Below are 26,134 nucleotides of genomic sequence, written 5' to 3'. Positions count from 1 at the left end.
GTGATGACGTATTCCTGGCCTTGGTGGCCGTCGCCGGTCAGGGTCAGGGCGGCTACGGCGGCGATGTCGGCGGGGTCGATCGGCGCGTATCGGCCGGGGCCGACCGGATCGAGGACATGGCCCGCCTGGCGGATGGTGGGCAGCCAGTCGAAGGCGTTGGTCATGAAGCCGCCGGGCCGCAGGAACGTGGCCGGGATGCCGGAGGCCCGGATGGCCTGCTCGCGTTCGTGGTGCCAGCGGCCCATCTCGGGCATCGGGTCGCCGAGCACGTTGAACGAGGACAGGTGCACGATATGGCGTACTCCCGCGGCCTGGGCGGCGGCGACGGCGTGCTTGGTGTGGTCGAGGCCGATGCCGGGGGTGAGCAGGAACAGCCGGTCGACTCCGGCGAAGGCGGGCGGCAGCGTCGCCGGGTCGCTCAGGTCGGCCATGACCCGTTCGGCCCGCTCGGGCAGTGTGGCGGCGCGGGCCGGGTCGCGGACCAGGATGCGGAACGGCACGCCGAGTTCGTCCAGTTGGCGGACGAGCTCGCGGCCGATGTTCCCGGTCGCGCCGGTGACCAGTAACATGAGGACTCCTAGATCGTGTACCGGTTAATGATCGAGCAGAACGTTAACCGGTACACGATTTGGTTGTCAATCGCGCCGCGACATCACCGGAGGCCTCGACGTGCCCGAGTTTGTCGTCGCTCATGGCCGACCATGGCGAAGCCAACCGTGACCTCAACCCAAGAGCCGGGCATTACCGCAGGTCAGAGGCCTCCGTTGGACATTTCCGCATTGCTACCGGAACCACCTATAGCGTGGGGCCCGGGATGATGACGCGGAAGATGTTCGGGGTGCTGGGGCCGGTGGCGGCCTGGGACGAGGCCGGGGGCGCGGTCGCTTTGAAGGGGCCGCGGCACCGCGCCGTGCTGGCCCGGCTGATCGTCGCCCGCCGCCGTGTCGTCCCGGTCTCCCGGCTGGTCGAGGACCTGTGGATCGATCCCCCTCCAGGCGCGGTGGGCGCCGTACGTACCTTCGTGGCCGCCCTGCGCCGCGCGCTGGAGCCCGAGCGCCCGCCCCGCGCCGCAGCCCGGTTGCTGGTCACCGAGGGGCCGGGGTACGCGCTGCGCGCGGAGCCGGACGCGGTGGACGCCTGGCGTTTCGAGCAGGCGGTGGCCGCGACGCTGCCGCCCGAGGACGTACTCAAGCGGCTGGAAGAGGCGCTGGGTTGGTGGCGCGGACCCGCCTACGCCGAGTTCGCGGAGGAGGACTGGGCCAGGGCGGAGCGCTCCCGCCTGGCGGAGCTGCGGCTACAGGCAGTGGAACGTCAGGCCGAGGCACGCCTGACTCTGGGCCTCGCGGCTGAGGCCGTGCCGGATCTGGACGCGCACGTGGCCGAACATCCCTGGCGCGAGGACGCGTGGCGGCTGCTGGCCCTGGCGCTGTATCGCACCGGCCGCCAGGGCGACGCGCTCGCGGTGCTGCGCCGGGCGCGTACGCTCCTGGTCGAGCAGCTGGGAGTGGATCCTGGCCCCGGACTGCGCCGCCTGGAGACGGACATCCTCCACCAAGCCGGCCACCTCGACACGACCGAGACCACAGGCCGGGCGGGCGCGGAAACGACCCAGGCCACAGACCGGGAGCGGGCAGAGACGACCGAGATCACAGGCCGGGAGCGGGCAGAGACGACCGAGGCCACGGGTCGGGTGTGGGCGGCGACGGCCGCCGCCTATGACCGTACTGTGGCCTCCGGCTCGCGAGCGCGGCTGGAGTCGACGGTGGGTCTGCTGCGCAACCTCGCTGTGACCGGGGGCGGCGGCCTGGAGGAGGCCCGCCGCTACCGTGGGGCGGCCGTCGCGGCGGCGGAGGAGCTGGGCGACGCGGAGCTGACCGCCCGCGTGATCGGCGCGTACGACGTACCGGCGATTTGGACCCGCTCGGACGACCCGGCACAGGCGGCGCGGATCGTGGCGGCAGCCGAACGCACCCTGACCGCTCTCCCACCCGGCACACACCAGGCGGCGCGGGCGCGGCTCCTGGCCACGATCGCCCTGGAGTCGCGCGGCACCCGCGCGGCGCGCGGACCCCAGGCCGCCCGGCAGGCGGAGGAGATCGCCCGCCAATTGGACGATCCCGGGCTGCTGGCGTTCGCCCTCAATGGGGTGTTCATGCAGACCTTCCACCGGGCGGGGCTCGCGCCGCGCCGCGACGAGATCGGCGCCGAGCTGGTCGCCCTGTCCGCCCGGCATGGGCTGGTCACCTTCGAGGTGCTCGGACACCTCATCCGCCTCCAGGCCCGCAGCGCGCTCGCGGACTTCCCCGGCGCCGACGGGCACGCGACCGCCGCCGAACTGCTGGCCCGGCGGCATGAATTGCCGCTGGTGGGGGTGTTTGTCCAGTGGTACCGGGCGCTGCGGCTCGCCGCGACCGGGCAAACATCGGGGGCGGGGGCGGCCTTCGCGCAAGCGTCCTTGGTGGAGGCGGCTTATCGGGACGCCGCCGCGCGGCTGGACGGCGCGGGCATGCCCGGACTGCGGTCCGGCATACTGCCGCTCGCGCTGCTGTGTCTGCGCCTCCAGTACGCACGGCCCGGCGAGCATCGGCCGCCGGACCTGGTCGACGAGCACGCCGACTGGGGACCCTACGAGCCATGGGCGCGCCCCTGGGTGTCGCTGGCCCAGGATCGCCGCCAAGCGGCCGCGGCTGCGCTGCGTCTGATCCCGGACCCGCCCCGCGATCTGCTGTACGAGGCCCTGTGGTGCCTGACCGCGCGGGCGGCCATCGCCGTCGGTGACCGGGAGACGATGGAACGCGCCCACACCGAGCTCACTCCGGCGGCGGCGGAACTGGCCGGGGCGGGCAGCGGGCTGCTCACCCTGGGCCCGGTCGCCACACACCTCGACGACCTCGCCACCGCCCTGCGACGTCGTCCCTGACCTCGCTCCGCGCCTGATAGACGTACTCGCCGACAACGCACCGCGCGCGATAAACGGCCTCGCCGCTATCGCGCCACACGATCGACGTCCTCACCGACCTCGCATCGGAAGGTAGACGCGCAAGCAGCCGACCACCGCCGTCGAGGTCGCGAGGCGAGTCACAGCTCGGCGAGACGGCGGCCGAGGAAGCGACGCTCGGCCTCGGTGGTGGCGAGGTCGAGTGCTCTGAGGTACGCCGCCCGCGCCGCCACGGTGTCTCCAAGACGCCGCAGGAGTTCGGCCCGGGTGGAGTGGAAGTAGCGGTAGTCGTCAAGGTGGAGCGCGTCGACGATCGCCAGCGCCGCCCGCGGCCCCTCGACCTCGGCGATCGCCACGGCCCGGTTGAGCTCGACGACCGCCGAGCCCGTCAGTTGCCGCAGGCGGTCATAGAGCGCGGCGACGGCCGGCCAGTCGATGCGTTCCTCGGTCTGCAGCTCGGCGATGGCGGCCTGCACCGTATAGGCGCCGGAAGCACCCGACCTGACCGCGCGGTCGAGCAGTGCCCGCCCTTCCTCGAGCTGGGCGGTGTTCCACAGGGTGCGATCCTGGTCGTGGAGCAGGATCATCTCGCCGTCGCGAACACGGGCCGCGCGACGCGAGTCGTGCAGCAGCATCAGGGCCAGCAGCGCCGCCGCCTCGGGCTCGTCGGGCATGAGGTCGAGGAGGGTGCGGCCCAGCCGGATCGCCTCCGCCGCGAGGTCGGCCCGGCCGTCGCCGTACCCCTGGTTGAAGACCAGGTAGAGCACCGCGAGGACCGCGCTCAGGCGGGAGGGCAGCAGGCGTTCGTGCGGAACCGCGAAGGGGATCGCGGCCGCCCGGATCTTGTTGCGCGCCCGGGAGAGCCGGCGCTTCATCGTCTCGTCGTTCACCAGGAACGCACGGGCGATCTCCGGCGTCGACAGGCCGCCGAGCGCGCGCAGTGTGAGCGCGACCTGGGCCTCGGTCGCCAGGGCGGGGTGACAGCACATGAAGAAGAGTTCGAGGCGTTCGTCGGGGATCGTCGTCTCGTCCATCGTGACCTCCTCCGGCATGGGGTGGTCCAGCAGCCGGGTCTTCTCCGCCCGGGTACGGTCGCGGCGAAGGCGGTCGATCGCCCGGTTGCGGCCGGTCACCACGAGCCAGGCCCCCGGATTGTCCGGGAGCCCGTCGCGGGCCCAGCGCTCAGCGGCGATGACGAACGCCTCCTGTGCGGCCTCCTCGGCGAGGTCGACGTCGCCGAGGAAGCTCACCAAGGCCGCGAACACGCGTGCCCACTGGTCGCGGAAGACCTCCTCGAGCACGGCCTACCGCTCCGCCAGCGGCCGTACTTCGACCGAGCCGCCGAGGCGGGCGGCCGGGATCCGGGCGGCGAGCTCCAGCGCGGAGTCGAGATCGTCGGCCTCGACGATGTAGAAGCCGCCGAAGATCTCCTTGGTGTCGGCGAACGGCCCGTCGGTCAGCAGCGGCTCGCCGTTCTGGACGCGGACGGTGGTCGCGGTGTCGGCCGGCTGCAGCCGCTCGCCCCCGAGCATGCGCTCGTCCTTCATGAGCGTGATGTACTCGGCGCTGATGGCGGCGCGCTGGCCCTCGCTCAGGCCGTCGTACGCCCCGGGGCGTTCGTTGATCAGCAGGGCGTATCTCACCGGTGATCCCCATTCGCGGAAGTACGGTCGTAGACGAGACGGACGGCTTGGCCGACCTTTTCGGCGGACGCGAGGTCCAGACCGAGAGGCTGGTCGAACAGGCGCCGGCCCGCGCCGAGCACTATCGGGAAGACCAGCAGCCGGTATTGATCGATCAGGTCGTGGGTCCGCAGCGCATCGACGATGCTAGCGCTGCCGGCGACCACGACATCCTGGCTCTGCCGGCGCTTGGCCACCTCGTCGGCCAGGTCCCCCCGCAGCAGGGTGGAGTTGCGCCATCCCTCGACATGGTCCAGCGAGCGTGAGGCGACGAGTTTGGGGATGGCGTTCATCTTCTGGGAGAACTCGTCCTCCCTGGGCGCCCAGATGCCCGAGAACAGCTGCCAGGTGACCCGGCCCAGCAGCATGACTCCGGTGTCCAGCACCTCCCCCAGCTCGAACTTGTCGCCGGCCACGCTTTCGGGCCCGTAGCGGAACGCCCACCCTCCCCGCGCCGAGCCGGCCGACCCGTCCGGGTCCTCCATGACCCCGTCGAGGGAGACGAACTGGATGACGATCACCTTGTTCATGACCTTGAACCTCCTCGTAACCGGTTTGTCGGGCATAGGACGAACAGGCCAAGCTTCCGGGGACAGGTGGAAAATGTGATCCCGGTCACAGTCGAATACCAGTGGCTCGGGGTCGGGCGGGGCCGGCGCCGAAGGCGTCCGCGCACAATTGGGCGAACCACCCCACCCCCGGCAACAGGAGCACCCAGCCGAGCAGCGCCCACCCCAGGTGGAGGTGCTGGGCCGCGTGGGCGAAGGCCGCCACTCCCTGGGCGCGCAGCCCGTCGGCACGTTCGTAGGTCATCCGCCGCAAACCCCTCGGATGCCTCTCCGCAGGCAGGATCCGCAGCGAGACGGGCCGCCGCCGGACGAACCACCGGCCGACCGCGTCGCACCGCTCGCAGGTCGCCGCCACGTGGAGGTCGGCGGGCGGCAGACCGGGGTAGGGGCGGGCGCGGGGCAGCCAGGCGCGTACCTGGTCTCGGTAGTCCGTCCACTCCTGGCCGTACCGCGACACGAGCTGGGTCCCCTCGTGCCAGGCGGCCAGCCCCGCGCCGTAGGCGACGCAGCTCACCGCGGCGGCGGCGAAGCGCAGGTCGAGCACCGCGAGCAGCAGGTAGGCGCCCGCCATCGAGGACTGCATGGGATTGCGCAGATAGGCGTACGGACCGCTCGTGACGAGACGTTTGGGCGGATCGTACGGCACCGGCGTCCCTCCCCCGGCGACGGCGAACTCGCGGACGGCGGCCAGCCCGAACAGCAGCGGCACCGCCACGACCTGCGCCAGCAGCCCGATCACCCACTCGGGCTGCCGCCATACGCCGGTCAGCGCGACGGGCACGCCGAGCATGAGCCCGCCTGCGAGGCCCACCTGGAACGACACGCGCCAGATGAGCCGCCGGTCCGCGGCCGTCCAGCGGGCCAGCAGCAGGCCGGGCAGCAGGCAGAACGTGATCGCGGCGGCCTCCCCGTACAGCCACCCTTGACCCAGCGCCACCACCGGCTCGGCCAGCGGCATCACCCCCAGATCCAGCCAGGCGAACCCCGCCAGGACCAGCGGCAGCGGGTACGCCCGCGCCACGCACGCGGGCAACGCGCCCCACAGCAACGCCCAGCCCAGCAGAAGGTCGACGGGGACGCCCGCCACCACGGCGCCCTCGGCGGCGAAGCGCCACCAGCCCGCGTACGCGGCGACGGTGTTCACGACCGCGAGGGTTACCAGGTTCCAGGCCGTGGCCAGGATGATCGCGGCGAGGTCCCGCTCCCCCGGCCGCCGTACGGCCGCCGCGATCCAGACGGCGGCCATCGGGACGAAGAGCGCGACGCCCCGGATGAGCGTGGGATCACTCATCCGGCGAACGTCTTGACCAGGTAGCCGGCCGCCTCGGACAGCGCGTAGCTCTGCAGCGGGCCGAAGTACCAGCCCGGATCGAAGGTACGGCGGTAGGCCAAGGTCACCGTCAGACGGCCGCTTCGCCAGTCGAACGTTGCCCGGCGCAGGTCCAGCCAGCGGGCGAGCGTGGTGTCCGCCACCACGGCGAACACCACCCGCCCCGGCAGGCGCTCGCTCACCCGCAGGGTCATGGACCGGGGCTCCAAGGGCGCGCCGATGCCCAGCGAACGGCGCGGCGTGAAGATGATCTTGCGGGTGTCGCCGACGGCCAGGCCGGTGCCTTCGGCCCGTAACGGCCGGGGGAAGCCGAGCGACAGGAACCGCGACTCCACGGGCCCGAACCGGGGTTCGGCGGCCAGCGCCCGCTCGACATTCGCCGCCGCCTGTTCGGCATTCGCCGCCGTCGCCCCGGCGGTGACGCTCACCTCGTTGTCCCGGGGCAGCGAGACCGCCGTGCCCTCCAGCGTGGCGGCGACGAGAAGCGGCGCGAGCAGGAGGTTCATCCGGCCCTTGCCCCGGTGGCGCCGGACTTCGTCGACGAGCAATGCGACGAGCAGGCCGACCAGGTAGAACAGCGGCGCGGCCATGAGCAGGCAGACGATCCCCTCCCCGAGCAGCGGACCGGCCAGCGCCAGGGCCACGGTGATGGACGCCATGACCATGCCGATGGTGCTGCGCGGCCGGGCGGTGAGGGCGACGGTGACGGCGATCACCGCCGGGATGCCGACGTAGAACAGCGCCGTCTGCTCCAGATGCCCCTCGTGTAGTCGACGCTGCGGCCGAGACGATCCGGAGCCAGGGATACGCCGGCACCAGCGCGCGAGCCATCGCCAAGGCGGCGGAGGTCAACTCGGCGCTGGTCTTCTACCACTTCGGCGGCGTCGACGCGCTGCTGCTCGCCGCGCTGGACCGCTCGTCAGAACAACGCATGGCCACCTACCGGCAGGCCGTGGAGCAGGCCAAGAACCTCGAGGAACTCGTCGAGACCGCGAGCGCCATCTACCGGGCCGACCTCGAAGGCGGCCACATCACGCTGTTCTCCGAGATGGTCGGCGCGAGCATCGCCCGGCCCGAACTCCGCGCGGAGATCACCGCGCGCTCCGAGCCCTGGATCGACTTCATCGAGCAGGCCCTCGAGCGGGTCATCGGCGGATCGCCCCTGGCCAGGCTGCTGCCACCGCGTGACCTGGCGTACGCGGCGATCACGTTCTACCTGGGCGTCAACCTCTTCACCCACCTCGACGCCGACCGCACCCGCACCGAGGCCATGTTCAACCTCGCCGAACGGGTCGCACCCCGCGCTCGGCTGCTCACCATGCGCCTGCCCGGCCGTCGTGGCAGTGACAAGCCCAAAAAATAGCTCACGTCGAGATGGGCAAGGTGAGGGTCATGGTGAGCCCTCCCCCGGGGGTCTCCTCGGGTACGAGGGTGCCGCCCATGGCCTCGGTCAACCCTCGGGAGAGCGCGAGGCCGAGGCCGACACCGGAGTGGTTGTCGCGGTCGCCGAGCCGCTGGAACGGCAGGAACACCCGCTCGTGCGCCTCCGCCGGGAGGCCGGGGCCGCGGTCGACGACGCGGATCTCCACGTGCTCGCCGTACGAGCTCGCGGTGATCACCACCTGCTGATCCAATGGGCTGTGGCGGACGGCGTTGGACATGAGGTTGACCAGCACGCGTTCCAGCAGTACCGGATCGGCGACCACCTCGGGCAGGTCGATCGAGATGTCGCCGTCGACGCGGTCGTGCAGCGGCCCGAGATCGTCGACCGCGCGCGGCACGACCTCTTCGAGCGCCACCGGTTGCAGGGTGAGGCCGAGCACGCCGGCCTGCAGGCGGCTCATGTCCAGCAGGTTCACCACCAGGGCGTCGAGCTTGGCCAGCGACTCGTCTGCAGTGGCGAGCAGTTCGGCGCGGTCGGCTTCGGACCAGGCGATCTCGGTGTTGCGCAGGCTCTCGACGGCCGCCTTGGCCGAGGCGAGCGGGGTGCGCAGGTCGTGACTGACGGCGGCGAGCAGGGCGGTACGCATCTTGTCGGCCTCGGCCAGCGGCCTGGCCCGCGCCGCCGCCTCCTCCAGCCGCTGCTGCCGCAGCGCGACGGCCGTCTCGGCGGCGAACGCCTCGACCACGCCCCGGTCGGCGGCATCGAGCAGCCGGCCGCGCATGGTCAGGACCAGGGCCTCGTCGATGACCACATCGGTGTCGGCGTCGGACGGGCTGGCGCACGGCGTTCCACCGGAGGTGGCGACGATGCGCCAGGCCGCCGGCCGGAATCGGTCGTCGGGCCCCGGCTCACGCAGCGTGTCGTCCAGACCCGGCTCACGTAGCGTGTCATCCGAACCCGGCTCGCCGACGTGCTCCAGCAGCGTGACCGACGTCAACCCGAACGTCTCACGTAGCCTGGCCAGCAGCGACGGCACGGCGGCCTCTCCCCGCAGGACGTGCCCGGCCAGCGTGGCGAGCACCTCGGCGTCCGCCCGGGCGCGGGCCGCCTCTCTGGTACGGCGGGCCGCGAGGTCCACGATCGTGCTGACCGCGACCGCCACCAGCACGAAGACGACCAGCGCGAAGAAGTTCTCCGGGTCGGCGATCGTGAACGCGCCGAGCGGCGGCGTGAAAAACCAGTTCAGCAGCAGCGATCCGCCGACGGCCGCCGTGACGGCCGGCCACATGCCGCCGACCAGCGCGACACCGACGGTCATGACCAGGAAGAACAGGATCTCGCTCGGCAGGCTCAGATCCTCACGGAACACGCTCAGGATCGCCGACAACACCGGCATCCCGGCCACCGCCATGGCCCACCCGCTCAGCCGCCGCTCGCGGGTGAGCGCGGCCCGCGAGCGGGCCGGGCGGCGGCCCTTCCTGGCCTCCTCGTGGGTGATCATGTGGACGTCGATCGAGCCGGACCGTGCCGTCGTCTCCACCCCCACGCCCCGCGACAGGATCTGCGCGAACCGGCCCCGCCGCGACGCGCCGAGCACGAGCTGGGTGGCGTTGACCCCCCGGGCGAACTCCAGCAGCGCGCCAGGGATGTCGTCGCCGACGACCTGGTGGTAGCTGCCGCCCATGCTCTCCACCAGCGACCTCTGACGGGCCAGGTGGGCCGGGTCGCCGCCGGCCAGGCCGTCGGAGCTCGTCACGTGGACGGCCAGCAGGTCGGCTCCCGTGGTGCGGGCGGCGATGCGGGCCGCCCGCCGTACCAGCGCGTCGCCTTCGGGGCCGCCCGTCAGCGCGACCACCACGCGTTCGCGCGCCTCCCAGGTGGTGGCGATGCCGTGGTCGGCGCGGTAGCGGTCGAGCTGGTCGTCCACCCTGCCCGCCACCCAGAGCAGGGCCAGCTCGCGCAGCGCGGTCAGGTTGCCCACTCTGAAGTAGTTGGACATGGCGGCGTTGACCTTCTCCGGGCCGTAGACGTTGCCGTGGGCCATGCGCCGGCGCAGCGCCTCGGGCGACATGTCGACCAGCTCGACCTGGTCGGCCCGCCGTACCACCTCGTCCGGCACGGTCTCGCGCTGCGGGACGCCGGTGATCTGCTGGACGACGTCGTTGAGCGACTCCAGGTGCTGGATGTTGACCGTGGAGATGACGTCGATGCCCGCGTCCAGGATGTCGTCGATGTCCTGCCAGCGCTTGGCGTTGCGCGAGCCGGGCACGTTGGTGTGGGCCAGCTCGTCGATCAGCGCCACCTTCGGCGCGCGGTCGATGACCGCCGCCACGTCCAGCTCGGTGAAGGTGGCGCCCCGGTAGACGAGCGTCCTGCGCGGGACCATCTCCAGGCCGTCGAGCAGGGCGGCGGTACGGGGGCGGTCGTGGGTTTCGACGAGGCCCACGACCACGTCCCTGCCGCGTTCCAGCGCCCGGCGGCCCTCGCACAGCATCGCGTACGTCTTGCCGACCCCGGGGGCCGCCCCGAGATAGACCCGCAGGTGTCCCCGGCTCATGGCCCGTCGAGCGCCAGATTGAGCTCCAGGACGTTCACCGCGGGCTCGCCTATGAAGCCGAGCGCCCGGCCGGTGGTGTGCTCCTCGATGAGCCGCTCGACCTCGGCCTGGGCCATCCCGCGCGCCCTGGCCACGCGCGGCGCCTGGAGCTGGGCGTAGGCGGGCGAGATGTGCGGATCGAGCCCGGAGCCGCTGGCCGTCACCGCGTCCGCGGGCACCCGCACCGCGCCCGCGCCACCGCGGATCGGTACGGTCCGGCCCGCCGCGTAGTCCGCACCCGGTGTCGCGCACTCCACCTTGACCCCCTGGTAAGAGGCCACGAAGGGGACAGCCGGGCAGACCTGGTTGACGCTGACGGCCCGGCCGGGGAAGACCTTCAGCACCGCGCCCACCCCGTCCGGCGTGCAGTACGGCCGGGCCCCGCTGACGCCCTCCAGCTCCCCGATCGCCTTGGAGCGGGCGCAGACCTGGGTGAGCAGCGACTGCCTGCCCTTCTCCGAGCCGCTGGGCGGGACGTCCACGACGTCCTCAGGACCCAGGTTGCTCGCGCTCGTCGAGGTCGGGTCGTAGCCGTCGCCGGCCGCCGACGGGCGGGACTGGAAGTACTTCCCGACCGGCTTGCCGTCCGGGCCGGTGAAGCTCTGGCCGATGAGCGCGCTGCCGACGATCCGGCCGTCCCGCTCGATCATCGAGCCGTTGGCCTTGCCGTTGAACAGCGTCTGGGCCACTCCGGCGGCCACCAGCGGATAGAGGACGCCGGTCACCAGGGTCAGCACGAGCAGCGCGCGCAGCGCCGCCACATGCCGTCGGATCCAGCTGGGCAGTCGTTCCATTTACGCCATCCCCGGGAGGAACTGGATGAACAGGTCGATGATCTTGATGCCGACGAACGGCGCGACGATGCCGCCCAGGCCGTACCGGTAGAGGTTGCGGGACAGCAGCTTGGCCGCGCTGGACGGCTTGTACCGCACGCCGCGCAGCGACAGCGGGATCAGCGCGATGATCACCAGGGCGTTGAAGACGACCGCCGACAGGATGGCCGACTGCGGGCTGGCCAGGCGCATGATGTTCAGCGCGTCCAGTCCCGGGTAGACCGCCGCGAACATCGCGGGGATGATCGCGAAATACTTGGCGACGTCGTTGGCGATCGAGAACGTCGTCAGCGCGCCCCGCGTGATGAGCAGCTGCTTGCCGATCTCCACGATCTCGATGAGTTTGGTGGGGTTGGAGTCGAGATCGACCATGTTGCCGGCCTCCTTGGCGGCGGACGTGCCGGTGTTCATGGCCACGCCGACGTCGGCCTGGGCGAGCGCGGGGGCGTCGTTGGTGCCGTCCCCGGTCATCGCGACCAGGCGGCCGCCCTCCTGCTCCTTCCTGATCAGCGCCAGCTTGTCCTCGGGGGTGGCCTCGGCCAGGAAGTCGTCCACCCCGGCCTCGTCGGCGATGGCCTTGGCGGTCAGCGGGTTGTCACCGGTGATCATCACGGTCCGGATGCCCATCAGCCGCATCTCGTCGAAGCGCTCCCGCATGCCCTGCTTGACCACGTCCTTGAGCCGGATCACCCCGAGCACCCGGCCCTTCTCGGCGACGACCAGCGGGGTGCCGCCGGAGCCGGAGATGCCGTCCACGATGTGGCCGATCCCCTCGGTGGGGTGGCCGCCGTGGTCGCGTACCCACTTCATCACCGCGGTCGCGGCGCCCTTGCGGACCTCGCGCCCGCCCAGGTTCACCCCGGACATGCGGGTCTGGGCGGTGAAATGCACCCATTCGGCGCCGTGGATCTCCCGCTCGCGCAGGCCGTACCGCTGCTTGGCGAACACCACGATCGAGCGGCCCTCGGGCGTCTCGTCGGCCAGGCTGGACAGCTGCGCCGCCTCGGCGAGCTCCTGTTCGGTGACGCCGGCGACCGGGACGAACTCCGACGCCTGCCGGTTGCCCAGCGTGATCGTGCCGGTCTTGTCCAGCAGCAGCGTGGAGACGTCGCCGGCGGCCTCGACCGCGCGCCCGCTCATGGCCAGGACGTTGCGCTGGACGAGGCGGTCCATCCCGGCGATGCCGATCGCCGACAGCAGCGCCCCGATCGTGGTGGGGATGAGGCAGACGATCAGCGAGACCAGCACGATCCCCGACACGCCGTCCTTGGTGAGCGCGATCGAGTCGGGCACCCCCGGGTTGATCGACATGGAGTAGATCGCCAGCGGCTGCATGGTGGCGGTGGCGACCAGGAAGATGATCGTCAGGGCGGCCAGCAGGATGTTGAGCGCGATCTCGTTCGGCGTCTTCTGCCGGTTCGCCCCCTCGACCAGGGCGATCATGCGGTCGATGAAGCTCTCGCCGGGCTTCTGGGTGATCTGGACGATGATCCGGTCCGACAGCACCCTGGTGCCGCCTGTGACCGCCGACCGGTCGCCGCCCGACTCGCGGATGACCGGCGCGGACTCGCCGGTGATGGCCGACTCGTCCACCGAGGCGATGCCCTCGACCACGTCGCCGTCGCCCGGGATGATCTCCCCGGCCTCGACGACCACGAAGTCGCCCTGCCTCAGCTCGGGCGCGCCGACCGGCTCCCATTCGGCCGACGTACGGCTCTTCAGCCGTCTGGCCCGGGTGTCGGTCTTGGCCTTGCGCAGCGTGGCGGCCTGCGCCTTGCCCCGGCCCTCGGCGACCGCCTCGGCGAGGTTCGCGAAGAGCACCGTCAGCCAGAGCCACACCACGATGGCCCAGGCGAACAGCGACGGCCGCAGGACCGCGAGAACCGTGGTGAAGGCCGCGCCGACCTCCACGATGAACATGACCGGATTGCGCCACAGGGTGGCCGGGTTCAGCTTCTTCAGCGCGTCGGGCAGCGACCGGACCATCTGTCGCGGATCGAGCAGGCCGCCGCCGACCCGGCCGTTCTTGTGCGCCTCGGGGGTACGGCCCGGCGCGTCCAGCACTGGGGCAGGCATCTACGAGAGTCCTTCCGCGAGCGGCCCGAGCGCGAGCGCCGGGAGGAAAGTCAGGGCCACCAGGATGATCGTCACGCCGACGACCATGCCGACGAACTGCGGCCGGTCGGTGGGCAGCGTCCCCGCCGAGGCAGGCACCGGCGCCTGCCCGGCCAGCGATCCGGCCAGCGCCAGGACCAGCACGATGGGCAGGAAGCGGCCGAAGGCCATGCACAGGCCGAGCGTGGTGTTGAAGAACGGCGTGTTCACGCTGACCCCCGCGAACGCCGAGCCGTTGTTGTTCGACGCGCTGGTGTAGGCGTAGAGGATCTCCGACAGCCCGTGCGGCCCGCCGTTCAGCATCGCCGCGCGGCCATCCTCCGTGGCCATCGCCACGGCCGTACCCGCGAGCACCAGCACCGGGGTGACCAGGAAGTACATCGAGGCCAGCTTGATCTCCCTGGCGCCGATCTTCTTGCCCAGGTATTCGGGCGTGCGGCCGACCATCAGCCCGGCCACGAACACGGTGAGCACGGCCAGGATGAGGATTCCGTACAGGCCCGCGCCCACGCCGCCCGGCGCCACCTCGCCGAGCAGCATGTTGAAGATCAGCATGCCGCCGCCGATGGCCGTGTAGGAGTCGTGGAAGGAGTCGACCGAGCCCGTCGAGGTCAGCGTGGTGGCCGTGGCGAACACGCCGGAGTTCGACACGCCGAACCTGGCCTCCCTGCCCTCCATGGCCTGACCGATCGCCTGCGGCACCGTGCCGCTCGCCGACAGCTCGGCCACGTTGGTCACGACGAGGCTGACGATCGCGATGATCGCCATGACCGAGACGATCGTGTACCCCTGCCGGTTATTGCCGACCATGCGGCCGAAGGTGCGCGGCAGGCTGAACGCGATCACCAGGAGCAGGAAGATGGTCAGCCAGTTGGTCCAGCTCGTCGGGTTCTCGAACGGGTGGGCCGAGTTGACGTTGAAGATGCCGCCGCCGTTGGTGCCCAGGTTCTTGATGGCCTCCTGGGTGGCCGCGGCCGCCGGGGTGAACGTCTGCTCGCCGCCGGTCAGCGTGGTCCAGGTGAAGTGGCCGCCGAACGTCTGGATGGCGCCTCCGGCGACCAGCACCAGCGCCGCGGCGAACGCGATGGGCAGCAGGATGCGTACCGTGCCGCGTACCAGGTCGACCCAGAAGTTGCCCAGCGTCTCACTCTTCGCGCGGGCGAACCCGCGCACCAGCGCGACGGCCACCGCCATGCCGACGGCGGCGGACACGAAGTTCTGTACGGCCAGTCCGGCGGTCTGCACCAGGTGGCCCATGGTGGCCTCACCCGAGTACGCCTGCCAGTTGGTGTTGGTGGCGAAGCTGACGGCGGTGTTCCAGGCGAGGGCCGGTTCGACCGGCTTCATGCCCAGGCTCAGGAACAGGTGGTCCTGCAGGCGCTGCAGGCCGTACAGGAACAGGATCGAGACCACCGAGAAGGCCAGCACGGCGCGCGCGTAGATCCCCCAGCGCTGCTCGGCATCGGGCTGGACACCGAGCAGCCGGTAGATCACTCGCTCGACCGCGCTGTGCCGGGTCCCGGTGTAGACCCGGTACATGTAGTCGCCCAGCGGCCGGTAACAGACGGCCAGGGCGAGCACGAGGGAGGCGATGAACAGCGGAGCGGCCATCAGAATCGCTCCGGGAACAGCAGGGCCGCGACCATGAAGACCACCAGGCCGGCGACCACGACGAGACCGGCGGCGTTGACCGCGTTCACAGGCGCTCCACCGCCTTGACGACGAACCCGATGATCACGAAGACCGCGATCGACAGGGCGACGAAGATGACGTCGGCCATCCCACTCCTCAAATCCGGAACTGCTCTCGACCATCAGGACAGATGGTCACCAGGCCAGCGAATCCCGAGATTCGGGCGATTCTTCGTTTCTTGACGCCTTCCATACGCGCCGGAGCCCGGCGTTGACGAGATTCCTACGCCTGCGCCCAGTCAGGGTTGACGAGATTCCTACGCCTGCGCCCAGTCGGGTCAGTCCGGCAGTCTCATCTCCAGTCCGTAGCGCAGCCCGACCTGCGTCACGGCCTTGAGGCTCGGCAGCGGATGGTCCGCCGGTGGGGCCTGCCGGGTCGGCGCCAGCTCCCCGATCTCGGTGAAGAACCCTTCGATGCCGCCGGGTGCGTAGGCCACGAGAATGCGCGCGTCCGTAAGGGGTTCGAAGCGCTCCCACGTCCTGTCGGGGATGTAGAAGAACGAACCCGGGCCGCCCTCCACCACCTCGTCGTCGATGTAGAGGCGGACCGTCCCCTCCAGGATGTAGAGCATCTCCGTTCCCGGATGCGTGTGCGGCGGGGGGCCCATTCCGGCCGGGACGGTCATCTCTATGACCGTCACGCCGCCACCCGTCTCGTCGCTCGCGGCCTTGACCTCGTAGAGACCGCCGAGCACCCAGAACGCGTCGCCTTCCCCAGGCTTGCGCGCGATCACATTGTCCGCCATGTCGTCCCCCTCCGCTCCGTAATCACCACCTGACCAGGAGTGATCCGGACAGGTCAATCGAACCCCGGACAAGAGTCTCCAGAAGCAGGTAAACAAGACCGCCAGCCCACGTCTCCTGGGGCCGTGGGGGGGACGGATCAGCGGGTCTCCTGTGGCCCTGGGGGGACGAATCTCTTCAGCGCCTCCTTGCCGACCCGCACCGCCGCGTTCCCGCGTTCGAGCAGGTCGTCCTGGTACTCCCCCAGCGCCGAGATCAGGTCCCGCTCGCCTCGGTGGACCTCGGCCAGCCGGGCGCTCAGCCGTACGGCGTCCTGCATGGCGGTGTTCGCGCCGTTCCCGCCGCTGGCCAGTGTCAGGTGCGCGGAGTCACCGAGCAGCGTGACCCGGCCCACCGGCCAGGGCGGCATCGGCCGGTCATAGATCTTGGACCGGCCGACGGCGCTCATGTCGGCGGAGCGGACCAGATCCCGCAGGTCGGGATGCCAGCCCTCGAGGAGCTCCAGCACCAGCTCACGCGCGTCCTCCCCGGCGGACCCCGGATCGGTGGCCGCCGGGTGCTCCGGCGGCACCAGCAGCACCCACCGTACGTAGCTGTCCCGGTGCGGCATCTCCAGCCCGGGGACGAGCTCGGCGGCGGCCGCGGACGGCTCCCTGTCGAACTGCATCCGGCCCAGCATCAGCGTGATTCCGGGACCCTTCACCATGGTGCCGCGCCCCGGCACCAGCCGCAGGAAGCGATCGGTGATCGTGGTGCGTCCCATCGCGCCGCACAGGTCCGCGTCGACCAGGCCGACCTCGGGCACCAGGTGGCGCCGCACCACGGAGTTGCCGCCGTCGGCGCCGACCAGCACCGCGCCCGTGGCCTCCGTACCGTCGGCGAAGCGCGCGGTCACACTCCCGCCCGCCCTCTCCGCGACACCCGTCAGCCGCTTGCCGTGCGTGACCCGGTCACCCAGGTCGCCGAGCAGGATCCGCCGCAATACCTGCCGGTCCACCGCCCTGCTCCCCTCCACCGGCCCCTCCAGGTCGCGGCTGAGGACCGTTAACTGCTCGTCGAACAGCAGCCCCGGCCCGGTCAGGCCCCCGCTGGTGGCCTCGACCAGCTCGTACAGCCGCTGCGGCAGGCTTGCCCGCAGCGCGGTCAGCCCCGGCTCCGCCAGCCCGATCCGGTACCCCTGGAACCGCTCGCCGCTGCCGTCATCCGCCTCGTACACGCGCACGTCGAGGCCCGCTCGGACGAGCGCGTGGGCGAGCGTCAGCCCGCCGAGCCCCGCCCCGATCACCAGCACGCGTCCCACGCCCTGCTCGGTCATGACACCCTCCGTCTCCGACGCCGTTCCGACGTGAACGACGTTCACGTGTACATTGTTCACGTACGGAGAGCCGCATTGTCAACCACGTCTTGGAGGATTCGATGAGTGAGCGACGCGCCCAGGTGCTTCAGGCGGCGATCGAGCTGCTCGACGAGGTCGGCCTGGACGGTCTCACCATGCGGCTCCTGGCGAGCCGGCTCGGCGTGCGGGCAGGCGCGCTGTACCGGCATTACCCGAGTAAGCAGGCCCTGCTGGACGCCATGGTCGCGCACCTGGTCGTCCCGCCGGGCGAGGCCGTGCCGCCGCTCGACGGCCCCTGGGACGAGCGGCTGCGCCTCCTCGCGATCGGTACGCGGGAGCTCATGCTGGCCCACCGCGACGGGGCGCGCCTCATGTCCACCTTCCAGAACCCGGGCAGCGAGGCCGTCGCCTTCTACCACGACCTCATCGCCACCCTGACCGCCGCGGGCGTCCCCGCCGACACGGCCGCCGCGGCCGTGGACACCGTCATGGCCTACGTCAACGGCTACACGACCGAGGAACAGGCCCGCTCGATCGCCACCCAGCCCAGAGACTTCCGCGACGGCACCTTCCGCGCCGGCCTCGAACTGATCATCGCCGGAACCAAGGCATCCCTGCCCTGAGCTGTCCCTGGAGCCGCCCTGGAGCTGCGACGACACGATCGCTCGACACCGGGGAAAAAATCTCGCTCCGCCGTGTCGAATCGCCGTCGACGTGTTCGACGCGTTAGTGACAGGACAGCCCGGGACTCACCGTTCCGGACTCCCGTACTCGGAGGAGCGCATCATGCAGAAGATCACCACGTTCCTGTGGTTCGACAACCAGGCCGAAGAGGCGGCGGCTTTCTACACCTCGCTGTTCGAGGACTCGCGGATCCTGGAGGTCCAGCGCTACGGCGACGCCGGCCCGGGTCCGGCGGGGACGGCCATGACGGTGTCGTTCGAGCTGGCGGGCCAGCGGTTCGTCGCGCTGAACGGCGGCCCGGAGTTCACCTTCACCGAGGCGATCTCGCTGTACGTCGACTGCGCCTCGCAGGAGGAGGTCGACGAGCTGTGGGCCAAGCTCACCGAGGGTGGCGAGGAATCGCAGTGCGGCTGGCTGAAGGACCGGTGGGGCCTGTCCTGGCAGATCGTCCCCAAGGTACTGCCCGAGCTGCTGAGCAACCCCGACCCGGCCAAGGCGCAGCGGGTCATGAAGGCGATGCTGGGCATGCGGAAGATCGACATCAACGCTCTGGAAGAGGCCGCCCGCCTCTGAGCGGCTGTCCGATGACGGCGCCGCGGTCCTGAACGATCAACCGGCTGGGAGCGGCCAGTCGATCAGGGCATGCAAGGCCGCGGGAGCGCCGGTGCACAGTGCCCAATAACGGTCGCCGTACGACCAGTGCCACCACTCCGTCGGGTAGTTCACGAAGCCGGCTTCGCTCAGGACGCCACCGAGGATGCCACGGTTCGAGCGAGCCCGAGCGGAAATGTTGTGCGCTGCCGTGTAGCAGCCGTCATTGCTCTCCTCGGGGCTCGCGTTCACCTCTGTCCCCATGTCCAGCTCCTTGCCGGATTCGGTGCACAGGGTGAGGTCGACGGCCGCGCCGCAGACATGCGGGCCGATGTGGGGCGGGGCCAGGGAACGGCTGGCCTGCACGTAGATGTGTTCCTCAGGCCAGTCCGGGTTGGCCTCGGCGAGCTTGGCCGCGTACGACGAGAAATACCGCTCCTGCAGCGCGGGCGGCCGGTACGCCTCCACGATGAGCAGCCGCAGACCGTCGGGAAGGCCCGCCTGAGCACGCAGGAGGCGTTCGACATGCCCCCGGCGGACGTGGGCGTACGCGCCGTCGGGGTCGGCCTGCCGCTCGTCCACCAGCAGGCCGGGTACGGTTCGCAGGTCCACCAGCGGCTCGCCGCGATCCTCCACCCGGATCTCGGCGACCCGTGAATCCGACATGAGCACGATGTCCGGCACGACGTTCTCCTTAGGGAAGGGGGCAGGTCAAGGAGAATGTTCGGTGGCGGCGCTACAAATCCTCTCCAGGAACGCACTAAGGCGGTCACTCGCCCTGTTCGCGGGTGCCGAACTCGGCGAAGACGGCGACGGCCGCGGCCCGCATGGACGCCGCCGCCGGCCCGTCTCCGGTCGCCTCGCGTACGGCGGCCAGGTCCCTCAAGGTGCGCGCCCGGAACAACGGCAGGTCCAGCTGCTCCCACAGCGCGATGGACCGGCCGAGATGCTCCTCGGCCAGGTCGTACCGGCCACGGGCCAGGTGCAGTTCGCCGATGGTCCGCTCGACGAGCGCCGTGCCGAACCTGTCGCCGTGTCGCCCGCATATCCGCAGCGCGTCAAGGAGTTCGGGCAGGATCGCGGCGTCGTCGACACCGAGCCGGATCCGGGTCTTGGCCAGGGCCTGCACGGCGTACGCGGCCATGAGCGGGTCGCCGGCCTCGCGCAGCAGGACGACCGCCCGCGCGCACAATGCCTCCGCGCGGTCCAGCTCGCCGACGGCCCGATGCAGCAGCCCGATGGTCCGCAGCGTGATGCCCTCGCCACGCCTGCTGCCCAACCGGCGGAAGGCGGCCAGGGCGTCGTCGAGCATCACACGTGCCGCTTCGAACTCGCCCTGTTCGAGCAGCACCGACCCGGCCAGCCGGCTGACGTCGCCCACTCCGGCGTCATCGCCGAGCGAGCGGAATGCCTCACCCGCCTGCCGCAGGTGGACCAGCGCCTCGACCAGGTCGCCCTGCTCCCGGCAGGCGGTACCGATGCCGGCCACGGCCACCGCCTGCCCGCGCGTGTCACCGCCCGCGCGCAGCAGCGGAAGCGCCTGGTGGAAGAAGGCCCGCGCCTCGCGGTAGCGGTCCTGGCGGTAGCGGAGCTGGCCGAGTCCCACCAGCAGCGTGGCCTCCGCCAGCGGGTCACCGGCGCGCCGGGCCGCCGCCAGCGCCGACTCATGGGTACGCCGCCACTCCTCGAAGCGGGTGTCCAAGGAGAACGATGAGGAGCACAGGGCGGCGGCCACCTCGCAGGCCACCTCGTGCAGACCCATGGCGGCCGCCCGTTCGACGGCGACGACCAGGGCGGGACTCTCCGCGTTGAACCACGTCAGGAAGTCTCCGGCCGCCCCGTCGGTGACCTCCGGGCCGAGCGGCCTGGCCATGGCGTAGTCGCGCCGCAGGGCCAGCGCGCCCGGCGGCCGCGCGGCGGCGGCGCTGGTGAGCAGCCACAGCCATCCGCCCAGGGCACGGGTCACCGCCGCCGCGCGCTCCTCGGGCGGCTCCTGCGCCTCGGCCCGCTCGGCCGCGTACACGCGCAGCAGGTCGTGCAGCCGGTAGCGGCTCTGGCCGGCCGCGTCCACCGCGATGTGGTCGAGGAGTTGCGCGTCCAGCAGGCGCTCGAGGACCCCCTCGCCCTCGGGGTCCGGTACGTCCAGGAGCGCCCCCATCACCCAGGAGGCGAAATCGGGCACTCCCAGCAGCCCGAGCAGCCGGAACGCCCGCTTCGCCGTGTCGTCGAGCCCGCGGTAGCTCAGCCCGACGCTCGCCCGTACCTCCAGGTCGCCGGCGGTGAGCTCGTCCAGGCGGCGGCGCTCGTCGGCCAGGCGCGTGGCCAGCGTCGTGAGCGGCCAGTGCGGGCGGGCCGCCAGCCGCGCGCCCGCCGTGCGCAGCGCGAGCGGCAGGTGGCCGCAGAGCCGCACGATACGCTCACTCGCCTCGTTCTCCGCATGTACCCGCTCCGTACCGGCGATACGGGCGAGCAGGTCCACGCCCGCCTCGGTGTCGAAGACGTCGAGGTCGCTCACCTTCACCCCGTCCAGGCCCGCGAGCCTGCGCCGGGCGGTGATCAGTACGGCGCAGGTGGGGCTGCCCGGCAGCAGGGGGCGTACCTGCTGCTCGGTGCCCGCGTCGTCGAGCACCACGAGCAGCCGGCGGCCGGACAGGGCGCTGCGGTAGGCGTCGACGCACTCGGGCACGCTCGCCGGGACGGCCGTCGGCGGCACGCCGAGCGCCCGCAGGAAGCGCCCGAGCACCTCCAGCGCGGGTGCGGGCGAGCCGGTGACGCCGCGCAGGTCGGCGTAGAGCTGCCCGTCGGGGTAGGCCGAGGTCACCTGGTGGGCGACCTTCACCGCGAGCGCCGACTTGCCCACCCCGCCCTTGCCGGAGATGACGCACACCGTCAGCGTGTCGCTGGGGGTGGTGAGCAGCGCGGCCAATTCGCCGAGCTCCTTGTCCCGGCCGGTGAAGTCGGCGATGCCGCGAGGCAGATGCGCGGGGACCGCCTCGGGCTCGGCCTGCGGGGGCGGTGCCGAGGCTAAGGAGGGATCCGCACGTAGCACGGCCTCGTACAACTCCTGCAGCTCCGGTCCGGGATCGACGCCCAGTTCGTCGGCGAGCGCCTGCCGGGCCTCGTGATAGGCGGCCATGGCGTCGGTCTGGCGGCCCAGCCGGTAGAGGGCCTTCATGAGCTGGGCGCGCGGGCGTTCGCGGGCGGGGTGAGCCCGGACCAGTTCGGTCAGCTCGCCGACCACCTCCGCGTGCCTGCCCAGCGCCAGCTCGACGTCGAGGCGCTCCTCCAGGACGAGCAGTCTGGTCTCCTCCAGCCGCGCCGCCTCGCCGCGCAGCGCGTGGCCGATCCCGCCGAGCGCCGTCCCCCGCCACAGCGCCAGCGCCGCGCGCAGGCACTCGGCCGCGCGCTCGTGACCGCCGTCCGCCGCGTGCCGGCGGCCGTCGGCGACCAGCTGCTCGAACGCCTCCACGTCGAGCTGGCCGGGCCGGAGCAGCGCGGCGTAGCCGGGCGGCCGGGTCTCGATCACCGGCTCGCCGCCGCCCTCGGCCAGCGTGCGGCGCAGTCCGTAGACGTAGGTCTGGACGAGCGCGTGGGCGCTCCTCGGCGGCTCCTCGCCCCACAGCACGTCCACCAGCCGGTCGCTGGAGACCACCTTCCCGGCGGCCAGCAGCAGAACGGTCAGGAGCGCACGAGGTTTCGGGCCGCCCAGCGGCAGGCACCGCCCGCCGTCCCAGGCTTCGACGGGACCGAGCAGACGAAACTCCATCAATCCCCCTCGGGCCCCCGGGACTTGACCTTGTACCGCAGTGATAGCACCGCGCCCACTCCAACGGAACCCGCGCCGCTACAGAAGTCGCTGGAGCCCGTTTGCAGAGAACTTGGAGCCGCCCATTTCAGCCTTTGTCACGAAGGCGCACCACCACTGCTCCGAGAGGACCACCATGACCACCTCGACCCTTCTTCGCCGCCTCAGCGGCGCGGCCGTCGCCACCGCCCTCGCAGGCGCGGGATTGATCGCCCTGACCGCCGCGCCCGCGGCCGCCGTCTCCCGCGCCGGCATCGTCTCCGTCGCACAAAGCCAGCTCGGCAACGCCTCACGCAACCACGAGGACCCGGCGGGCAGCGGCTGCAACTACTACACCGGGTACTTCCGGCCATGGAAGCCCGCCTCCGGCTGCGCCAGCAGCGACGGAGTCCAGTGGCGCGACAGCGACTGGTGCGCGGACTTCTCCAAGTACGTATGGAAGAACGCGGGAGTGCCCCACGCCGAGGTGGACGAGACCAGCGGGGGCGTGCTCACCGGCTGGGCCAGCTCGTTCAAGGACTACGGCGTCAAGTACGGCACCTGGCACACGCGAGGCAGCGGATACACGCCCCAGCCCGGCGACTCGCTCGTCTTCGACTGGGACCAGAGCGGCGACATCGACCACGTCGGCATCGTGACATCGGCGAACGCGAGCACCGTCTACACGATCGAGGGCAACAGCGGTAACCGCATCAAGGCGAACAGCTACTCGCGCGGCGACATCGACATCGTCGGCTACTCGTCCCCGGTGGACGCGGACGGAGGGGGCGGCACGCCGGCACCGGACGACTCGTCAGTGGCGACCGGGGACTTCAACGGTGACGGGCGGGCGGATGGGGTGATGGTGTATCACTTCGCCGACAATTCCATCGGCCTCTACACCTCACTCGCCGACGCCAACGGCGGGCTCCAGGCCTTCTCCATCGGGTACTCGGTTCCGGCGGCGGCCGGGTGGGACTGGAACGCCTTCAGGCTGCTGACCGGTGACTTCAACGGCGACGGTCGCTCCGATCTGGCCATCATGTATCACCACACCGACGGCTCGATCAGCATGCACACCTCCCTCGCCGACACCAATGGCCACCTCGGCTCGTTCGCGGGCAGCTACTCCGTCCCGGCAGCCGCGGGCTGGGACTGGAACGCCATCCGACTGCTGTCCGGTGACACCAACGGTGATGGCCGGGCTGACGCAGTGATGGAGTACCACTTCGCGGACAATTCCATCGGCCTCTACACCTCGCTGGCCGACGCCAACGGCGGGCTCCAAGCCTTCTCCATCGGCTACTCCGTGCCGGCCGGAGCCGGATGGGACTGGAACGCCTTCAAAACCATCTCAGGCGACTTCAACGGCGACCACCGCTCCGACCTCGCCATCATGTACCGGCACACCGACGGCTCCATCAGCATGCACACCTCTCTCGCCGACACCGCCGGTCATCTGGGTTCGTTCACGGGCAGCTACACCGTCCCGGCCGCTGCGGGCTGGGACTGGAACGCCATCCGACTGCTGCCCGGCGACACCAACGGCGACGGCCGGACCGACGCAGTGATGGAATACCACTTCGCCGACAATTCCATCGGCCTCTACACCTCACTCGCTGATACCAGCGGTGGCCTTCAGGCCTTCTCCATCGGCTACTCCGTGCCGGCCGGAGCCGGATGGGACTGGAACGCCTTCAAAACCATCTCAGGCGACTTCAACGGCGACCACCGCTCCGACCTCGCCATCATGTACCGGCACACCGACGGCTCCATCAGCATGCACACCTCCCTCGCCGACCCCAACGGCCACCTCGGCTCCTTCACAGGCAGCTACACCGTTCCGGCCGCCGCGGGCTGGGACTGGAACGCCATCCGCTTCGTCTGACCCGCTCGCCATCCCAACACGCAAAGGAGCTCCGCCATGTCAGTACGGTTATGGCGAATCGCGGTCGCGGCCCTGGTCGCCGTGGGCCTCGCCGGAACGCTCGTCCAACCTGCGAGCGCGTCCTCCGCCAACCCGGACCTGAACAGGTTCCCCGTCAAGGGCGTAGACATCACGGAATATCAGCATCCGGGGGGCGCCTCGGTCAACTGGTCCCAGATCCGGGCTTCCGGGGTGACGTTCGCCACGCTGAAAGCGACCCGCGGCACAAACAAGACCAATGCCTACTTCAGCGGCGATCTCAGCCAGTCCCTGGCGCAGGGCATCGCGACCGCTCCCTACCACTTCCTGATCGGATACAGCGCGAACACCGCCGGCGCGCAGGCCGACTACTTCATCGCCGCGCTGCGCGCCGCCGGCTACACCGGGCACCGGGCGGGCGAACTGCCGCCGATCTTGGACATGGAGTGGACGGACGACGGCAACAGTTCCTGCCCGCCGTACACGACCGTCGCACAGGCGCAGATCTGGCTGGACAAGGTGCAGTCGGCGTTCGGCGTCAAGCCATGGATCTACACGGCACGCGGCTTCATGACGGGGTGCATGTCCAGCACCACGGCCTTCGCTTCCTACCCGCTGCAAGTGGCGGACTACACCAGCGGGCACACGACCCCGGCGGTACCGCCGGGGTGGAGTACCTGGCTGATGTGGCAGTACGCCGACGTCGGCAGCGTCCCCGGGGTTCCCACCACCAACGTGACGCTGAACGTCTTCAACGGCACTCACGCGCAACTCGACGCCCTCTCCCGCCATCAAGGGGCATCGGACGACTCGTCGGTGGGGCAGGCGACCGGGGACTTCAATGGTGACGGGCGAGCGGATGGGGTGATGGTGTATCACTTCGCCGACAATTCCATCGGCCTCTACACCTCACTCGCCGACGCCAACGGCGGGCTCCAGGCCTTCTCCATCGGCTACTCGGTTCCGGCGGCGGCCGGGTGGGACTGGAACGCGTTCAGGCTGCTGACCGGTGACTTCAACGGCGACGGTCGCTCCGATCTGGCCATCATGTATCACCACACCGACGGCTCGATCAGCATGCACACCTCACTGGCCGACACCAATGGCCACCTCGGCTCGTTCGCGGGCAGCTACTCCGTCCCGGCAGCCGCGGGCTGGGACTGGAACGCCATCCGACTGCTGCCCGGCGACACCAACGGCGACGGCCGAGCCGACGCGGTAATGGAATACCACTTCGCCGACAATTCCATCGGCCTCTACACCTCCCTGGCCGACGCCAACGGCGGGCTCCAAGCCTTCTCCATCGGCTACTCCGTACCGGCCGGAGCCGGATGGGACTGGAACGCCTTCAAGACCGTTGCGGGTGACTTCAACGGCGATGGTCGTTCCGATCTGGCGATCATGTACCGCCACTCCGATGGGTCGATCAGCATGCACACCTCGCTGGCCGACACCAGCGGCCACCTCGGCTCCTTTGTGGGTAGCTACTCCGTCCCGGCAGCCGCGGGCTGGGACTGGAACGCCATCCGACTGCTGCCCGGCGACACCAACGGCGACGGCCGAGCCGACGCGGTAATGGAATACCACTTCGCCGACAATTCGATCGGCCTGTACACCTCACTCGCCGACGCCAACGGCGGGCTCCAGGCCTTCTCCATCGGCTACTCCGTACCGAGCGGAGCCGGATGGGACTGGAACGCCTTCAAGACCATCTCGGGCGACTTCAACGGCGACCACCGCTCCGACCTGGCCATCATGTACCGCCACACCGACGGCTCCATCAGCATGCACACCTCCCTCGCCGACCCCAACGGCCACCTCGGCTCCTTCGCAGGCAGCTACACCGTTCCGGCCGCCGCGGGCTGGGACTGGAACGCCATCCGCTTCGTCTGAAACCCCTGGGGGCGTGGACCAGCTTGGTCCGCGCCCCTATTTTCTTGCCACCCGTTGG

General features: G+C 70.8%; 20 protein-coding genes and 1 pseudogene. 6 read left to right on the top strand and 15 right to left on the bottom strand.

Annotated features, from left to right (window positions below):
- The coding region (locus AB0B64_RS39935; protein ID WP_358184423.1) for an NAD(P)H-binding protein at nt 1–569 on the bottom strand (569 nt) is incomplete at its 3' end.
- Between the two features lie 248 nt (nt 570–817).
- On the opposite strand from AB0B64_RS39935, the gene AB0B64_RS39930 reads away from it, so the two are divergent.
- The gene (locus AB0B64_RS39930) at nt 818–2,920 is read left to right on the top strand and encodes a BTAD domain-containing putative transcriptional regulator (protein WP_358184444.1); all 2,103 of its coding nucleotides are present in this window, start codon (nt 818–820) and stop codon (nt 2,918–2,920) included.
- A gap of 158 nt (nt 2,921–3,078) precedes the next feature.
- On the opposite strand, the gene AB0B64_RS39925 is transcribed toward AB0B64_RS39930, so the two are convergent.
- The 5 genes from AB0B64_RS39925 to AB0B64_RS39905 all read right to left on the bottom strand — a co-directional run bounded on the left by AB0B64_RS39925 (nt 3,079) and on the right by AB0B64_RS39905 (nt 7,235).
- The gene (locus tag AB0B64_RS39925; protein ID WP_358184420.1) at nt 3,079–4,239 is read right to left on the bottom strand and encodes a sigma-70 family RNA polymerase sigma factor; all 1,161 of its coding nucleotides are present in this window, start codon (nt 4,237–4,239) and stop codon (nt 3,079–3,081) included.
- Between the two features lie 3 nt (nt 4,240–4,242).
- The gene (locus AB0B64_RS39920; protein ID WP_358184417.1) at nt 4,243–4,581 is read right to left on the bottom strand and encodes a YciI family protein; all 339 of its coding nucleotides are present in this window, start codon (nt 4,579–4,581) and stop codon (nt 4,243–4,245) included.
- Nucleotides 4,578–5,150, bottom strand: coding sequence for a dihydrofolate reductase family protein (locus AB0B64_RS39915; protein ID WP_357953959.1), 573 nt, complete (start codon nt 5,148–5,150; stop codon nt 4,578–4,580). Before AB0B64_RS39915 ends, AB0B64_RS39920 begins: the two co-directional genes overlap by 4 nt.
- Before the next feature lie 85 nt (nt 5,151–5,235).
- On the bottom strand, nt 5,236–6,480 hold the full coding sequence (locus tag AB0B64_RS39910) for an isoprenylcysteine carboxylmethyltransferase family protein (protein WP_358184414.1): 1,245 nt from the start codon (nt 6,478–6,480) through the stop codon (nt 5,236–5,238).
- A complete protein-coding gene (locus tag AB0B64_RS39905) occupies nt 6,477–7,235 on the bottom strand; it encodes a hypothetical protein (RefSeq protein ID WP_358184411.1) in 759 nt (252 codons plus the stop codon). The genes AB0B64_RS39910 and AB0B64_RS39905 overlap by 4 nt, the downstream gene beginning before the upstream one ends.
- Before the next feature lie 47 nt (nt 7,236–7,282).
- Here AB0B64_RS39905 and AB0B64_RS39900 point away from each other — a divergent pair.
- Nucleotides 7,283–7,882, top strand: a pseudogene (locus tag AB0B64_RS39900) (TetR family transcriptional regulator); the annotation flags it as partial.
- Nucleotide 7,883: 1 nt separating this feature from the next.
- Here the strand turns inward: AB0B64_RS39900 and AB0B64_RS39895 are convergent.
- From AB0B64_RS39895 to AB0B64_RS39865, 7 genes are all read right to left on the bottom strand, one after another.
- Complete coding sequence (locus AB0B64_RS39895) at nt 7,884–10,460, bottom strand: DUF4118 domain-containing protein (protein ID WP_357953965.1); 2,577 nt, start codon at nt 10,458–10,460, stop codon at nt 7,884–7,886.
- Nucleotides 10,457–11,293 carry a potassium-transporting ATPase subunit C gene (locus AB0B64_RS39890; RefSeq protein WP_357953968.1) on the bottom strand — a complete coding sequence of 279 codons (837 nt, stop codon included), beginning with the start codon at nt 11,291–11,293 and terminating at the stop codon, nt 10,457–10,459. Before AB0B64_RS39890 ends, AB0B64_RS39895 begins: the two co-directional genes overlap by 4 nt.
- Nucleotides 11,294–13,318: a potassium-transporting ATPase subunit KdpB gene (gene kdpB, locus AB0B64_RS39885; RefSeq protein WP_357954419.1), complete on the bottom strand. Its 2,025-nt coding sequence runs from the start codon at nt 13,316–13,318 to the stop codon at nt 11,294–11,296.
- A 90-nt stretch (nt 13,319–13,408) separates the two neighbouring features.
- Entirely contained in the window at nt 13,409–15,058 is a 1,650-nt protein-coding gene (kdpA, locus tag AB0B64_RS39880) for a potassium-transporting ATPase subunit KdpA (protein ID WP_358184408.1), read from the bottom strand.
- Entirely contained in the window at nt 15,058–15,147 is a 90-nt protein-coding gene (gene kdpF / locus AB0B64_RS39875) for a K(+)-transporting ATPase subunit F (protein WP_357953972.1), read from the bottom strand. The genes kdpA and kdpF overlap by 1 nt, the downstream gene beginning before the upstream one ends.
- Nucleotides 15,148–15,416: 269 nt before the next feature.
- On the bottom strand, nt 15,417–15,884 hold the full coding sequence (locus AB0B64_RS39870; protein ID WP_357953974.1) for a cupin domain-containing protein: 468 nt from the start codon (nt 15,882–15,884) through the stop codon (nt 15,417–15,419).
- Between the two features lie 137 nt (nt 15,885–16,021).
- Nucleotides 16,022–17,242, bottom strand: coding sequence for an NAD(P)/FAD-dependent oxidoreductase (locus AB0B64_RS39865; RefSeq protein WP_358184405.1), 1,221 nt, complete (start codon nt 17,240–17,242; stop codon nt 16,022–16,024).
- A 56-nt stretch (nt 17,243–17,298) separates the two neighbouring features.
- On the opposite strand from AB0B64_RS39865, the gene AB0B64_RS39860 reads away from it, so the two are divergent.
- The gene (locus AB0B64_RS39860; protein WP_358184402.1) at nt 17,299–17,841 is read left to right on the top strand and encodes a TetR/AcrR family transcriptional regulator C-terminal domain-containing protein; all 543 of its coding nucleotides are present in this window, start codon (nt 17,299–17,301) and stop codon (nt 17,839–17,841) included.
- 163 nt (nt 17,842–18,004) lie between these two features.
- Entirely contained in the window at nt 18,005–18,475 is a 471-nt protein-coding gene (locus AB0B64_RS39855) for a VOC family protein (RefSeq protein ID WP_357953980.1), read from the top strand.
- 36 nt (nt 18,476–18,511) lie between these two features.
- On the opposite strand, the gene AB0B64_RS39850 is transcribed toward AB0B64_RS39855, so the two are convergent.
- Together AB0B64_RS39850 and AB0B64_RS39845 are read right to left on the bottom strand one after the other, a co-directional pair.
- Entirely contained in the window at nt 18,512–19,177 is a 666-nt protein-coding gene (locus AB0B64_RS39850; protein WP_357953982.1) for a M15 family metallopeptidase, read from the bottom strand.
- Between the two features lie 85 nt (nt 19,178–19,262).
- Nucleotides 19,263–22,259 carry a BTAD domain-containing putative transcriptional regulator gene (locus AB0B64_RS39845; protein WP_358184399.1) on the bottom strand — a complete coding sequence of 999 codons (2,997 nt, stop codon included), beginning with the start codon at nt 22,257–22,259 and terminating at the stop codon, nt 19,263–19,265.
- Nucleotides 22,260–22,434: 175 nt separating this feature from the next.
- On the opposite strand from AB0B64_RS39845, the gene AB0B64_RS39840 reads away from it, so the two are divergent.
- Together AB0B64_RS39840 and AB0B64_RS39835 are read left to right on the top strand one after the other, a co-directional pair.
- The gene (locus AB0B64_RS39840; protein ID WP_357953986.1) at nt 22,435–24,165 is read left to right on the top strand and encodes a CHAP domain-containing protein; all 1,731 of its coding nucleotides are present in this window, start codon (nt 22,435–22,437) and stop codon (nt 24,163–24,165) included.
- A gap of 36 nt (nt 24,166–24,201) precedes the next feature.
- Nucleotides 24,202–26,076, top strand: a complete 1,875-nt coding sequence (locus AB0B64_RS39835; RefSeq protein WP_358184396.1) for a GH25 family lysozyme — start codon at nt 24,202–24,204, stop codon at nt 26,074–26,076.
- Nucleotides 26,077–26,134 lie beyond the last annotated feature (58 nt).

Origin of the sequence: Nonomuraea sp. NPDC049129 (genome assembly GCF_040648495.1) — a bacterium.
Classification (GTDB): Bacteria; Actinomycetota; Actinomycetes; order Streptosporangiales; family Streptosporangiaceae; genus Nonomuraea.
The sequence above is the reverse complement of the archived record's forward strand: the minus strand, read 5'-3'. Positions and strand labels throughout refer to the sequence as shown.

What these genes read in the sequence shown, in the direction of transcription:
- kdpB (WP_357954419.1), bottom strand. Translation starts at nt 13,318, where the DNA reads ATGGTCCGGTCGCTGCCCGACGCGCTGAAGAAGCTGAACCCGGCCACC.
- AB0B64_RS39835 (WP_358184396.1), top strand. Translation starts at nt 24,202, where the DNA reads ATGTCAGTACGGTTATGGCGAATCGCGGTCGCGGCCCTGGTCGCCGTG.
- AB0B64_RS39915 (WP_357953959.1), bottom strand. Translation starts at nt 5,150, where the DNA reads ATGAACAAGGTGATCGTCATCCAGTTCGTCTCCCTCGACGGGGTCATG.
- AB0B64_RS39895 (WP_357953965.1), bottom strand. Translation starts at nt 10,460, where the DNA reads ATGAGCCGGGGACACCTGCGGGTCTATCTCGGGGCGGCCCCCGGGGTC.
- AB0B64_RS39845 (WP_358184399.1), bottom strand. Translation starts at nt 22,259, where the DNA reads ATGGAGTTTCGTCTGCTCGGTCCCGTCGAAGCCTGGGACGGCGGGCGG.
- AB0B64_RS39870 (WP_357953974.1), bottom strand. Translation starts at nt 15,884, where the DNA reads ATGGCGGACAATGTGATCGCGCGCAAGCCTGGGGAAGGCGACGCGTTC.
- AB0B64_RS39840 (WP_357953986.1), top strand. Translation starts at nt 22,435, where the DNA reads ATGACCACCTCGACCCTTCTTCGCCGCCTCAGCGGCGCGGCCGTCGCC.
- AB0B64_RS39910 (WP_358184414.1), bottom strand. Translation starts at nt 6,480, where the DNA reads ATGAGTGATCCCACGCTCATCCGGGGCGTCGCGCTCTTCGTCCCGATG.
- kdpA (WP_358184408.1), bottom strand. Translation starts at nt 15,058, where the DNA reads ATGGCCGCTCCGCTGTTCATCGCCTCCCTCGTGCTCGCCCTGGCCGTC.
- AB0B64_RS39855 (WP_357953980.1), top strand. Translation starts at nt 18,005, where the DNA reads ATGCAGAAGATCACCACGTTCCTGTGGTTCGACAACCAGGCCGAAGAG.
- AB0B64_RS39890 (WP_357953968.1), bottom strand. Translation starts at nt 11,293, where the DNA reads ATGGAACGACTGCCCAGCTGGATCCGACGGCATGTGGCGGCGCTGCGC.
- AB0B64_RS39930 (WP_358184444.1), top strand. Translation starts at nt 818, where the DNA reads ATGACGCGGAAGATGTTCGGGGTGCTGGGGCCGGTGGCGGCCTGGGAC.
- AB0B64_RS39860 (WP_358184402.1), top strand. Translation starts at nt 17,299, where the DNA reads ATGAGTGAGCGACGCGCCCAGGTGCTTCAGGCGGCGATCGAGCTGCTC.